Here is a 12,416-nt window from a genome sequence, read left to right as displayed (position 1 = left end):
GTTTGCGCTTGGAACAGATACCGCCGGATCAGGGCCGTGCACCTGCCGCACTGAACAACATCGTCGGTTTGAAACCAACGCTGGGCGCGCTTTCCGCGACGGGCGTCGTGCCGGCCTGCCGATACGGTGTCTATTTTCGCCCTGACAACGGATGACGCCAATGATGTTTTGTCGGTCGCGCGCGGCCATGATCCGCAAGATGCATATTCCAAACACGTGCCCCCTGCATCCTTGCATTCTGCCCCCAATGGTCTGCGCATCGGCGTGCCGAGCATTCCCACTTTTTACACAACAGACCACCTGCTGGTTGCTTCGATAACGCCAAATTCTAAGCTCTGAACCTACACCAACTTTGTGAACCTTCTGGACATTTGTGGTATTGCCGTCCCCACCTCACCGCGCAGCGATGGCCGAGACGGCACCGTGATGATCTTGGCCCACGCAGGCCGGGGCGTGCTTGCTGCCGCTGTGGCACGTGAATTTGAAAAAGGGTGCCAGCGCTGCATCGGCGCCACCAAACACCTGCTTCAAGCCCCAGCACCCCTGCCCGGTGAGGACCTCCGGCAAACCTGAGATGCAAGGCCGCATTAATCGACCGGAAGCTTGTCGCGCTGCGTGCTACACGCAGTGTCCGGGCAAATCGTTTTTGATGGCCTCAATCAAGGCAACATAGGGTTCAGGTGGTGCAATCTGACCGGTAACCCACTGGTACAAGTCATGGTCGTTTTCATTGAGCATGGCATCATAATGGGTCAAGCCCGCGTCATCCATACCCTCCAACTGTCGCTCGGCAAAATGCTGCAGGATCAGGTCCATCTCTTTGATCCCGCGCCGCATGGATCGCATTTTCAGCCGTTTGATACGATGTTCATGCAGTTCGATCATCGACACCGTCCCGCAACGCAAGGCGCAGTTTCTTTTCCAGACGCCCCATCTGTTCCACCCGTGCCATCATATCGGTCCGCAATTCGCGCATCTCGTTCAGAACTTCGCTCGCTGAGGCCGGCAAAGTCCGTTCCTCCATCGGCGCGTCGAGCCCTTCGCCCTGCCCGTTGATCAGCCACATCATGGACACATTCAACAAGCCCGCCATCATCGACAAGCGGTTCGCGCGCGGCTCGCTCAGGTCATTTTCCCACGACCGCAAAGTTGCGACACGCACGCCCAGACGCCGCGCGAGTTCCGCCTGCGTCATTTCAGATGTTTCGCGGGCTGCCGCCAATCTGTCCCCGAAAGTCGCTGTTTCCGGCCCGTACCAGTCTTTAAAATCGTCCATTTTGTATTCTCCTGCGCGCTATCGCGCTTGATCGGAAGCCTGCCGCCCCCTAAGAACGCCTGAGTTGTATCAAACCGAGGCCCCCATGGAATTCCTGTCTACGACGCTCGCACGCGTCAAACCGTCTCCGACGATTGCTGTTACCACCAAAGCGGCCGAACTGAAGGCCGCGGGCCGCGATATCATCGGCCTTGGCGCGGGCGAGCCTGATTTTGACACACCGCAGAACATCAAAGACGCCGCGGTGGCAGCCATAACAGCCGGGAAAACAAAATACACGGCTGTTGACGGCATTCCTGAGCTGAAACAGGCCATCTGCGACAAATTGCAACGTGATAATGGCCTCAGCTACACCCCTTCACAGGTCAGTGTCGGCACCGGGGGCAAACAAATCCTTTATAATGCGCTGATGGCCACGCTGAACGAAGGCGACGAGGTCGTGATCCCTGCACCCTATTGGGTCAGCTATCCCGATATGGTGCTGCTGGCGGGCGGTGAACCCGTCATCGCTGAAGCCTCGCTGCAAACCGGGTTCAAGCTGACAGCGGATCAGCTTGAGGCGGTGATAACGGATAAAACCAAATGGCTGATCTTTAACTCGCCCTCAAACCCGACTGGCGCGGGCTACACTTGGGAGGAACTCAAGGCGCTGACGGATGTGTTGATGCGTCACCCGCATGTCTGGGTGTTGACCGACGATATGTATGAGCACCTCGTCTATGACGATTTCAAATTCTGCACCCCGGCGCAGGTCGAACCGCGCCTTTATGACCGCACGCTGACGGTGAACGGGGTCTCCAAGGCCTATGCCATGACGGGCTGGCGGATCGGCTACGCCGCAGGGCCGGAGCAGTTGATCAGCGCCATGCGCAAGGTACAGTCGCAATCCACCTCCAACCCCTGCTCGGTCAGCCAGTGGGCTGCGGTGGAGGCGCTGAACGGTACGCAGGATTTCATCGCGCCCAACAATGAGATGTTCGCGCGCCGCCGCGATCTGGTGGTGAAAATGCTGAACGAGGCCGAAGGAATCCGCTGCCCGGTGCCCGATGGCGCGTTTTATGTCTACCCGTCGATTGCAGGTCTGATCGGCAAAACCTCGGCCGCGGGCACATTGATCGACACGGATGAAGCCTTTGCTACGGCGCTCCTCGAAGAAACCGGCGTGGCGGTGGTCTTTGGCGCGGCCTTTGGCCTCTCGCCGAACTTCCGGGTCAGCTATGCGACCTCGGATGCGGCCCTGACCGAAGCCTGCAGTCGCATTCAGACATTCTGCGCAAAGCTCAAGTGAACACGATCAGGCGGCGGCGCGAAAGTGCCCCGCCACGGCAACCGCTGGGGGCAGCGCACGCATCGTGGTGTTGATCCGTGAATGATGTGCCAGCGCGGTGCTACGCGCGCCCATGATCTGTCAGGTGTTGAACAGGAAATGAAGTACGTCGCCATCCTTGACGACATAGGCCTTGCCCTCGGCGCGCATTTTGCCCGCCTCTTTCGCCGCAGACTCGCCACCAAGTGAGACGAAATCATCATAGGCGATGGTTTCGGCGCGGATGAAGCCCTTTTCGAAATCTCCGTGAATGACACCCGCCGCTTTCGGGGCCGTCGTGCCTTGCGGAATGGTCCAGGCGCGCGCCTCTTTGGGACCCACGGTGAAATAGGTTTCAAGGTGCAAAAGCTCATATCCGGCTTGGATCAAACGGTCCAACCCCGCCTCTGACAGACCCATTTCATCAAGGAACATCTCTGCCTCATCAGGTTCCAACTGGCTGATTTCTTCCTCGATCTGGGCCGAAATCACCACATGGGAATTGCCCTGCGCCGCCGCCATCTCAGCCACCTTGGCTGAGTGCGCATTGCCCGTCGCGGCCTCGGCCTCGCCCACGTTGCACACAAAAAGAACGGGTTTGCTGGTTAGCAGTTGCAGCATGTTCCACGCTTTGCGGTCCTCGGCATCCACGTCAATGACACGGGCCGGGCGGCCATCCTCCAAAGCGCTCTTCGCAGCCTCCATCAGGCGTTGCTGCTGCACGGCTTCCTTGTCGCCACCACGCACTTTGCGAATGATATTCTGCAAGCGTTTTTCGATGCTCTCAAGATCTGCCAGCATCAACTCGGTCTCAATGGTTTCCGCATCCGCAACCGGATCGACGCGCCCTTCGACGTGGGTGACATCGCCATCCTCAAAGCACCGCAGTACGTGCGCAATCGAGTCCACTTCGCGAATGTTGGCCAGAAACTGGTTGCCAAGGCCCTCGCCTTTGGACGCGCCTTTGACCAGACCCGCAATGTCCACAAAGGTCATCCGCGTCGGAATGATCTGTTTCGATTTGGCAATATCGGCCAATTTGTCGAGCCGCGCATCCGGCACGGCAACCTCACCCACATTGGGTTCAATCGTGCAAAACGGAAAATTCGCAGCCTGCGCCGCCGCCGTACGTGTCAGCGCGTTGAAAAGTGTGGATTTGCCGACATTCGGCAGACCCACAATGCCCATTTTGAAACCCATGTTCGCGTCCTCTGATCAATCGCGCTTCACCTAGAGCGATTGTGCGTCCGACACAAGGTCTTGCGGTCAGAACCGCTGCCTGCGGTCTTCGCGCGCATGAAAGATCAACGCCCAAGCCAGAATGATGAACATCGGATGGGTCAGCCCGCCTGAAAAGATCAACGCGGGTATCCAGATCACGAAAACGATGATCGCCAGTATCGGGCGACCCGTCAGCAAAATGGAAAGCGGAGGTAAAAGAATGGCAAGGATATAGTTCATGACGTCAAGGTAATGGCATCTGTTTCGGTTTTCGAGGGGAAATATCTTCCAAACCTCTCCCTCCGGCCAAGACCGTGCATGTGCGGCCTTTGATGCATTGATTTCCCCGGCAGTTTTAGGCATGTGAAGCGGAACTGCTGAAAGGTGCCGCCATGACCCGTATTGACGAAAAATTCGCCCAACTTGCCAAAGACGGCAAAAAAGCCTTTGTGGCTTACGTAATGGCTGGCGATCCGAACTATGAGACGTCGTTGGAAATCGTCAAAGGGTTGCCTGCGGCGGGTGTGGATGTGATCGAACTGGGCCTGCCCTTTACCGATCCGATGGCGGACGGGCCGACGATCCAACTGGCCGGTCAGCGCGCGCTTGAAGCTGGAATGACGCTGCAAAAGACGCTGAATCTCGCCCGCGCTTTTCGCGAAGACGACCAGACAACCCCCATCGTCATGATGGGCTACTACAACCCGATCTACAGCCGCGGCGTTGACAGTTTTCTGGCCGAGGCCAAGGACGCAGGCATTGATGGTCTGATCGTGGTGGACCTTCCCCCTGAGGAAGACAGCGAATTGTGTCTGCCCGCGCAAGCCGCTGGTCTGAATTTCATCCGCCTCGCAACGCCCACCACCGATGAAAAACGGCTGCCGCGTGTTCTGCAAAACACCTCCGGTTTTGTCTACTACGTGTCGATCACAGGCATCACCGGCGCTGCCGAAGCGCAAGCGGTCGATGTCGGCCCGGAAGTAGCGCGGATCAAATCCGCCGCCGCCCTGCCCGTTATCGTCGGTTTCGGCGTGAACACCCCTGAAAAATCCAAAGCCATCGCAGAGGTGGCCGACGGCGTGGTCGTGGGATCAGCCATTGTCGGAAAAATCGGCGCAGGCGACAGCGTTTCGGATGTTCTGACCTTCGTCAAAACTCTGTCCGACGGCGCCCACAGCGTGTGATTAAAACCTACCGGATCGCGACCAAGGCCTTTGCCGGGACCTTCCCGGTCGCGATCACAATTAGCGTCATACTGGCACTCGCGAAACAGTTCCTGCCCGACACATCTCTGGCAGGATCTCTGATCGCTTTCGCTCTCGTCGCTTTTTACGCGCACCGCGCCATCCTGCTGGGTGAAACGCATAGCTGGCGGGGTTCATTCAGGAAGCCACCACAGAGCACGCCAGCTGTGAAACTGGGGCCGTTCTTATGGCGTATGTTTATCTGGTGGGGATTATGCGCAGGGATCTGGATTGGTCTCTATTTTGCTCAAAAATCTCTCGTCTTTGCGTCGAGTGACGCAATCACATCGGATCAAGCAACGGGCCTTGTCATTGTCTCCCTTGCTTTGACCGTTGTGTTCGCCCTACCGTTTCTGGCCGCCTTTGGGAGCATGCTTCCGGCGGCGGCAATCGGGGGAACCGCGGACGTGAGCGCTGCATGGCGTCGCGGTCGTCGGCGCTTCTGGCCGACGCTGGGGCGTTTGTGGGGCGGGAATGTGCTGTTTTACGCACTAGGCAGCGGCTTACTGCTTTGGCTGGTACCGGAAACGGGGAACCCGGGCATCGACGCGGCCTTGCAAATCCCATTCGAACTTGTCGGCATTTTCGCGATTTACCTGACCGCCGCCGCCCTCAGTCTTGCCTATACGGAAACTGAGGGCGAAGACCCGCGCGCGCCGGGTCAGACGGGAACCGCACCTGATCTCTCCTGATCGCGGCAGGCCCGGCGAAGACCCAAAGCGTTAAGCGATTGATCTTTGCAAGCCCGATTGGTAACGAAATGTGACCAATACGAGGGGACACCATGCCGACGATCACCACCATACAAGACCTGAAAGACCTGCACGAACGGCGTGTGCCCCGGATGTTCTACGACTACGCGGAAAGCGGCAGTTGGACGGAACAGACGTTCCATGAAAACACCACTGATTTTGAGAAAATCCGCCTCAGGCAGCGGGTTGCCGTGGATATGACCGGGCGCAGCACCGCGGGCCAGATGATTGGCGAGGATGTCTCCATGCCGGTGGCTCTGGCGCCGGTCGGCTCAACCGGTATGCAGCATGCGGATGGCGAAATCCTCGCAGCACAAGCCGCTGAAGCCTTTGACGTGCCCTTCACGCTGTCAACGATGTCGATCTGTTCCATTGAGGATGTCGCCGCCAACACCAGCAAACCGTTTTGGTTCCAGCTTTATGCAATGAAGGACAAACGCTTTGTGGAGCGGGTCATCCAGCGTGCCAAGGACGCGAAATGCTCGGCGCTGGTTCTGACGCTTGATCTGCAAATCCTCGGGCAGCGCCACAAGGACATCAAGAACGGGCTGAGCATTCCGATCAGACCGACCGTGCCGAACCTGATCGACCTGGCAACGAAATGGCGCTGGATCGCGGCCATGGCGAAAACCAAGCGCCGCCAGTTCGGCAACATCGTGGGCCATATTGATGGCATCAGCGACATGTCGTCTCTGTCGATCTGGGCTGCCGAAAGCTTTGATCCCAAACTGAACTGGGACGAGGTCAAGGAGATCAAGAAAATGTGGGGCGGGCCGCTGATCCTCAAGGGTATTCTGGACGCTGAGGACGCCAAGATGGCGCTCAATGTCGGTGCGGATGCAATCATCGTGTCAAACCACGGCGGGCGACAACTGGATGGGGCGCTGTCGTCGATCCGGGCGCTTCCGGCGATTCTGGACGCGGTTGGCGACAAGGTCGAGGTGCATATGGATGGCGGCATCCGCTCTGGTCAGGACGTGTTGAAAGCCTTGGCGCTGGGGGCAAAGGGCACCTACATCGGCCGCGCCTTTGTGCACGGGCTGGGGGCGATGGGTGGTCCCGGCGTCACCAAGGCGTTGGAGATTATCCACAAGGAACTGGACACCACCATGGCGCTGTGTGGGGAGACCAATGTCGCTGACCTTGGGCGGCATAACCTTTTGGTCCCAAAGGATTTCGAGGGGCAGTGGCAGTCGCCTTAAAACGCCGATGACCTGCAGGGGGCCTCAGGCATCCCTGACCGGGTGTGCGGCGGCACTGCGCCCCAGGGCGGGCAAGAGCACGAGTGCCGTGACCACCATGATGCAGGCCACGAGGATGAACCCCGCCCGCAGCCCGAAGGCCTCCGAGGTGAACCCCATCAAGGGCGGTCCAAAGAAATAGGCCCCGTACCCCATGACGGACACGCGGCTGATCGCGTCGAGCCGCGCCTCGGGGGCCACCGTTCTGCCGATCAGCGCGAGGGCAAGGGGGGCGATGACCGACACCCCCAGCCCCGCCAGACCAAAGCCCAGATAGGCAATCATCAGGGACGGCGCGACACCGGCAACGCACAGCCCAAAAGCCGAAACCAGCGCCGCGATGCCCATCAGTTTGAGTTCAGGCATATGATGCGACATGAAATGCCCCGCTAGGCGACCAACCCCCATGGTCAGCCCAAGAATGGCAGGGCCCAACGCCCCCTCTGACGGATCGCCCCCCAGCGTGCGTTCAAGATGCAGCGCGGACCACCCTTCGGCGCTGGCTTCGACCAGAAAGGCCACCAGCACCACAAAACCGCCCAAAACGGTCAACAGACGCGCCACGGATACCGACGCCCGTGCAGCAGCGGCGGGAACCGGTCGGGGCTTTGACGCCGGTTCGACCATGATCCATGCCAGAGCGATCGTCACACCGCACAGCAGCGCGAATATCTCAAACGGCGTCCAGTGCAATTCGCGAAACGCCCCGGTCGCCATCGCCGCAGCCCCATAAGCAAAGGAATAGATCGCATGATTGAGGTTCATCAGGGGTCGGCCTGACACCTCTTCGGCTTCGGCAATGCGTACGTTTGCAAGGACATCGACAACACCAGCGGCGATGGAGGCGACGACCATCATGAGGGTAAACAGTATCCATTCGGTTGCCACCCCCGCGCCCAGCATCCCGACGGCAACCAGCACTGACGCACAGGACAAAGCCCATCGCCCCGCAACGCGATCCGCAAATGGGGCCAGCCACATCGCGGTCACGGCGGCCAAAGACGCCACCAAAAGCAAAGCACCATAGGCCCCGTCAGAGGCATCAATGGCCGCCTTGATTACAGGCATCTGCGCAAAAAACGCTGCCCAGGCCGCGGCCATCAGAGCGAACCCCGTCAGCGGTCTGCGCGATAACCAGAGGTCATGCAAAAATCCCATGCTTTTCCCTGACACGCCGCTGCAATTGCAACAAGCCGCCTTTGCGCAAAAACCGCTTTCCATGACAGATAATCCGGTCTATACGCGCGACTTCACGTGGGGCTACAGCCTTGGAGGAGCCCCACCCTTATATATTGGAGAGTATCAATGGCTGGAGAAATTCCGGATCTTGTCGCTCAGGAACGGACGGGGACAGGCAAGGGCGCCGCTCGTCAGGCACGCCGCGACGGCATGGTTCCTGGTATCGTTTTTGGTGGTGATGTCGACCCTTTACCGATCAACATTCCGTTTAACGTGCTGATCAAAAAGCTGCGTGAAGGGCGTTTCAAATCGACCCTTTTCAACATGAAAGTCGAAGGTCACGACGACGTGCGTGTGATCTGCCGCGACGTGCAACGTCATGTGGTCAAAGACTTGCCAACGCACATCGATTTCATGCGTCTTAAGCGTACAACTCAGATCAACCTGTTTATTGCAGTCGAAGTAGACGGCGAAGAAGAGGCACCGGGTCTGAAAAAAGGCGGCGTGTTGACGTTGATCCGACCAGAGGTCGAATTGATCGTGACCGCAGGCGACATTCCTGATCACATCACGATCGACATCTCCGAGATGGAGATTGGCGACAACATCACGATTTCTTCGGTGAACCTCCCCGAAGGTGCCAAGCCGACGATTGACCGTGATTTTGTGATTGCTCAGCTTTCCGCACCTGCGGGTCTTGTGTCATCTGATGACGAAGACGAAGAGGACGGCGCAGAAGAAGCTGTCGAGACAACAGAAGAGTAAGTCGCCTTTCAATGCGACAACCGATGCGGGGCCCTTTGCGGCCCCGTATTTCGTTTCGGGACATGCTCGGCTATGCTGCATCGTAATATGGAGGAAACCGTCGCGTGAAACTGATCGTTGGGTTGGGCAATCCGGGCCCCAAATACGCCGGACACAGGCATAACATCGGATTTATGGCGTTGGACCGCATCGCAGCGGACCACGGGTTTACTGCGTGGAAGGACAAACATCAGGGCAGTATCAGCGAGGGGCGCTTTGGCAGTGACCGCGCGATCCTGCTGAAACCGCTGACGTTTATGAACAACTCTGGCCAGTCCGTTCAGGCGGCGATGCGCTTTTACAAACTTGAACCGGAGGATGTGATTGTTCTGCATGATGAGATCGATCTTGCGCCGGGCAAAGTGAAACACAAGGTTGGTGGCGGGCATGCAGGTCACAACGGGCTGCGTTCGATCCATGCGCATATCGGGCCTGAATACGCGCGCGTCCGGCTGGGCGTTGGACATCCGGGACACAAAGACCGCGTACCCGGCTATGTATTGCATGATTTTGCCAAAGCGGATCAGGATTGGCTGGATGATGTCCTGCGCGGTGTCAGCGATGGTGCGCCCTTTCTTGCCGCCACAGAGGCTGCAAAATTCAGTAACGCGGTTGCGCTGCGCGTGTCGCCGCCCCGCTCCGGCACCGGACAAAAGGGCAAGGACAAACCACCCGCGCCCACAAAACAGCAGGCGACAAAAACCAAGGCAGAGCCCGAACCCGATACGCGTTCTGCACTGCAAAAGCTGATGGAACGCTTCAGGTGATGCTGCAGGAGGCGTTCCGCGATCAGGCAATCAGTTGCACGCGTCTTGGCTCTCCTTTTATGGGGCAACTGTTGGGCATTCTGGCGGATTACTGGCCCGCCAACAGCCGATTGGGTCAGTATTTTGCGACCTTCAGCGGGGATATTGGCCCATCGGGTGCCTCCCTGCCGCTGCGCATTGCGGGCGGCTTGCATGCGCTGGTGCTGAGTGACCTCGCACCTGCGCTGACGCGGGTCTATCCCCCGAACCAGAGCGAAGATGCGCTGTTGCGTGACACGGTTCTGGAAGCGCTGCATACCCACGAGGTCTTTCTGCTCGATTGGGTGCAAAGCCCGCCGCAAACCAATGAGGTGCGTCGCTCCGCTGCGCTGATGCCCGGCGCGGCGGTAGCTGCGACGTATTTTGATCTGCCGGTCTACCTGTCCGAGCTCGGCGCGAGTGCGGGGCTGAACCTCATGTGGGACCACTTTGATGTGGCGCTGCCGGAGGGGAGTTTCGGCGTGCAAGCGCCCGCACTTACCCTAAGTCCGGATTGGAACGGGCCGATGCCCCCGCAACGCTTGCCGAGGATTGCGCAACGGGCAGGCGTTGACCTCAACCCGCTCGACCCCAGCGACCCTGCGGACCTGCTACGTCTGACCGCATTTCTATGGCCCGACCAACCTGAGCGGCTGGCCTTGACCAAAGCAGCCGCCTCTGTTGCCTGCACAGAGATTGAGCGCAGTGATGCCATCGACTGGCTGGAACACCGTCTGACGAACGCGCCAGACCAGCACATGCACCTGATCCAGCACACCGTCGCTTGGCAATACTTCCCCAGCGACGCGCAGACCCGCGGCCGCGCCCTGATCGAAGCGGCAGGTGCACGGGCCACACAAACGCGGCCCCTTGCCTGGCTTTCACTGGAAACCGATGGCGACACGAAAGGTGCATTGGGGGCTGCGCTAACACTCAGGCTATGGCCGGGCGACAAAACGCTGCACCTTGGGCGCGCAGATTTTCATGGCCGATGGGTCAAATGGGCTGGCATGACCTGATGCGCCGCTTTGGAAAATGGCTGGGGCGCATCTTGCTGGCCGCCTTCTGCGCGGCACTCGTCATAGGCCTTTGGAAAGGCGAGGAAATCAAACGCCTCATGGCGGTCAACAGCCTGTTTGAGCCAGACCGCATCGTCCGGAATTTCAGCACGATGGATGCAGCATTTCTGCATGTACCTGTGGGGAACACGCAGACGCCGCCCTCTGCCCTGCCCGCTGGCCCGAAAATGACCCTGCCCGATGGCACAGCGGCATGGCTCGCCGCGCGCAAGGTCACATCACTGGTGGTGCTGAGCAACGGGCAGTTGGTCCATGAAAGCTATCACCTCGGCACCAAACCAGAAGACAGGCGCATCAGCTGGTCGCTGGCCAAAAGTTATATCTCGGCCCTGACCGGCATCGTTTTGGCGCAAGGATCCATCGCGTCGCTCGATGATCCGGTGACGCGCTATGCGCCGCGCCTGAAAGGCGGCGCCTACGACGGTGCCACGGTGCGCAACGTGCTTAACATGGCAACCGGCATCAGTTTTGACGAAGACTACACCGACTACGATGCTGACATTAATCGCATGGGGCGTGTGTTGGCCTTGGGCGGGTTGATGGATGATTTTGCCGCAGGCCTCACCGAAACCTTCACGACCCCCGGCAGTGACTGGCAATATGTGTCGATTGACACGCATGTGCTGGGCATGGTCATCCGCGGTGCAACGGGGCGATCCTTGGTCGACTTGATGGGCGCGCATATCATCACGCCGCTGGGTCTGGAAAGCACGCCCTTTTATCTGACGGATGGCGCGGGCGTGGCATTTGCTTTGGGCGGGTTGAACATGATGACCCGCGACTATGCGCGCTTTGGTCAGATGATGGCACAGCATGGACGCTGGAACGAACAGCAAATCGTCCCGAAAGACTGGGTGATCGCGTCAACCACCGCCTCTGCGCCAACCGGTCCAGATGAATACGGCTATGGCTATCAATGGTGGATGCCGCACGACGCAAGGCCCCGTGAATACATGGGACGTGGCATTTATGGCCAATACCTCTACATCAATGAGGAACGCGGCGTGGTGATCGCGCTGACGGCGGCGGATGGCGAGTTTCGCAACGCAGATGTGCAGCGGCAGAACATCGCGCTGTTTCGTGAGATAGCCGATCGTGTGCAAGGAGATGCAAATGGAAAAAGATGATAGCATCAACGTATTGGGCGAGCCGCTCGTGATCTGTGGCACCGACCCGGTCACGGGTTTCTTTCGCGACGGGTATTGCAATACCTGTGCTGCCGATCAGGGCAGCCACACCGTCTGCGCCGTGATGACGGCGGAGTTTCTGGCGTTCTCCAAATACCTCGGCAACGATCTGAGCACACCGCGCCCCGAGTACGGATTTGTCGGTCTCAACCCCGGTGATACATGGTGCCTCTGTGCGAGCCGGTTTTTACAAGCCCACGCTGAGGGCTGCGCACCACAGGTCAGTCTGGAGGCGACGCACAAAAGGGCGCTGGAAATCGTACCGCTGGACGTGCTGGAGAAATATGCGTCGGCATAGTCTCTTGCTTACGTCCCAAATCCGAGCTTTGGACATCGGCTTTT

General features: G+C 58.9%; 15 protein-coding genes. 10 read left to right on the top strand and 5 right to left on the bottom strand.

The features are described 5' to 3' along the window. Positions 1-8: 8 nt before the first annotated feature. On the top strand, positions 9-155 hold the full coding sequence (locus K5Q35_RS22680; protein ID WP_259650539.1) for an amidase family protein: 147 nt from the start codon (positions 9-11) through the stop codon (positions 153-155). A 463-nt stretch (positions 156-618) separates the two neighbouring features. Here K5Q35_RS22680 and K5Q35_RS13745 read toward each other — a convergent pair whose 3' ends face one another. Together K5Q35_RS13745 and K5Q35_RS13740 are read right to left on the bottom strand one after the other, a co-directional pair. Continuing rightward, the gene (locus tag K5Q35_RS13745; protein ID WP_220799962.1) at positions 619-885 is read right to left on the bottom strand and encodes a succinate dehydrogenase assembly factor 2; all 267 of its coding nucleotides are present in this window, start codon (positions 883-885) and stop codon (positions 619-621) included. Next, positions 869-1,276: a helix-turn-helix transcriptional regulator gene (locus K5Q35_RS13740; protein WP_013960509.1), complete on the bottom strand. Its 408-nt coding sequence runs from the start codon at positions 1,274-1,276 to the stop codon at positions 869-871. Before K5Q35_RS13740 ends, K5Q35_RS13745 begins: the two co-directional genes overlap by 17 nt. A gap of 85 nt (positions 1,277-1,361) precedes the next feature. On the opposite strand from K5Q35_RS13740, the gene K5Q35_RS13735 reads away from it, so the two are divergent. Next, a complete protein-coding gene (locus tag K5Q35_RS13735; RefSeq protein ID WP_220799961.1) occupies positions 1,362-2,564 on the top strand; it encodes a pyridoxal phosphate-dependent aminotransferase in 1,203 nt (400 codons plus the stop codon). A 120-nt stretch (positions 2,565-2,684) separates the two neighbouring features. On the opposite strand, the gene ychF is transcribed toward K5Q35_RS13735, so the two are convergent. Then, complete coding sequence (ychF, locus tag K5Q35_RS13730; protein ID WP_220799960.1) at positions 2,685-3,782, bottom strand: redox-regulated ATPase YchF; 1,098 nt, start codon at positions 3,780-3,782, stop codon at positions 2,685-2,687. A 66-nt stretch (positions 3,783-3,848) separates the two neighbouring features. Next, positions 3,849-4,043 (bottom strand): hypothetical protein, encoded by a 195-nt coding sequence (locus tag K5Q35_RS13725; protein ID WP_013960506.1) that lies wholly within the window; start codon positions 4,041-4,043, stop codon positions 3,849-3,851. A gap of 152 nt (positions 4,044-4,195) precedes the next feature. Here K5Q35_RS13725 and trpA point away from each other — a divergent pair, with 152 nt between their 5' ends. The 3 genes from trpA (at position 4,196) to K5Q35_RS13710 (ending at position 7,001) form a co-directional block, all read left to right on the top strand. Beyond that, positions 4,196-4,987 carry a tryptophan synthase subunit alpha gene (trpA, locus tag K5Q35_RS13720; protein ID WP_220799959.1) on the top strand — a complete coding sequence of 264 codons (792 nt, stop codon included), beginning with the start codon at positions 4,196-4,198 and terminating at the stop codon, positions 4,985-4,987. Further along, positions 4,984-5,739, top strand: a complete 756-nt coding sequence (locus K5Q35_RS13715) for a hypothetical protein (RefSeq protein WP_220799958.1) — start codon at positions 4,984-4,986, stop codon at positions 5,737-5,739. Before trpA ends, K5Q35_RS13715 begins: the two co-directional genes overlap by 4 nt. 92 nt (positions 5,740-5,831) lie before the next feature. Beyond that, positions 5,832-7,001 (top strand): alpha-hydroxy acid oxidase, encoded by a 1,170-nt coding sequence (locus K5Q35_RS13710; protein WP_220799957.1) that lies wholly within the window; start codon positions 5,832-5,834, stop codon positions 6,999-7,001. A 24-nt stretch (positions 7,002-7,025) separates the two neighbouring features. Here K5Q35_RS13710 and K5Q35_RS13705 read toward each other — a convergent pair whose 3' ends face one another. Beyond that, positions 7,026-8,198, bottom strand: coding sequence for an MFS transporter (locus K5Q35_RS13705; protein ID WP_013960502.1), 1,173 nt, complete (start codon positions 8,196-8,198; stop codon positions 7,026-7,028). Between the two features lie 147 nt (positions 8,199-8,345). Here K5Q35_RS13705 and K5Q35_RS13700 point away from each other — a divergent pair, with 147 nt between their 5' ends. The 5 genes from K5Q35_RS13700 to K5Q35_RS13680 all read left to right on the top strand — a co-directional run bounded on the left by K5Q35_RS13700 (position 8,346) and on the right by K5Q35_RS13680 (position 12,372). Next, positions 8,346-8,984: a 50S ribosomal protein L25/general stress protein Ctc gene (locus K5Q35_RS13700; RefSeq protein WP_013960501.1), complete on the top strand. Its 639-nt coding sequence runs from the start codon at positions 8,346-8,348 to the stop codon at positions 8,982-8,984. Positions 8,985-9,088: 104 nt separating this feature from the next. Further along, the gene (gene pth / locus K5Q35_RS13695) at positions 9,089-9,790 is read left to right on the top strand and encodes an aminoacyl-tRNA hydrolase (protein WP_220799956.1); all 702 of its coding nucleotides are present in this window, start codon (positions 9,089-9,091) and stop codon (positions 9,788-9,790) included. Beyond that, positions 9,790-10,827 (top strand): DUF2332 domain-containing protein, encoded by a 1,038-nt coding sequence (locus K5Q35_RS13690; protein WP_013960499.1) that lies wholly within the window; start codon positions 9,790-9,792, stop codon positions 10,825-10,827. The genes pth and K5Q35_RS13690 overlap by 1 nt, the downstream gene beginning before the upstream one ends. Continuing rightward, positions 10,827-12,014 carry a serine hydrolase gene (locus K5Q35_RS13685; RefSeq protein WP_220800027.1) on the top strand — a complete coding sequence of 396 codons (1,188 nt, stop codon included), beginning with the start codon at positions 10,827-10,829 and terminating at the stop codon, positions 12,012-12,014. Before K5Q35_RS13690 ends, K5Q35_RS13685 begins: the two co-directional genes overlap by 1 nt. Beyond that, complete coding sequence (locus K5Q35_RS13680; protein WP_013960497.1) at positions 12,001-12,372, top strand: DUF2237 family protein; 372 nt, start codon at positions 12,001-12,003, stop codon at positions 12,370-12,372. Before K5Q35_RS13685 ends, K5Q35_RS13680 begins: the two co-directional genes overlap by 14 nt. Positions 12,373-12,416 lie beyond the last annotated feature (44 nt).

Origin of the sequence: Roseobacter sp. OBYS 0001, assembly GCF_019654895.1 — a bacterium.
Taxonomy (GTDB): domain Bacteria; phylum Pseudomonadota; class Alphaproteobacteria; order Rhodobacterales; family Rhodobacteraceae; genus Roseobacter; species Roseobacter litoralis.
The sequence above is the reverse complement of the archived record's forward strand: the minus strand, read 5'-3'. Positions and strand labels throughout refer to the sequence as shown.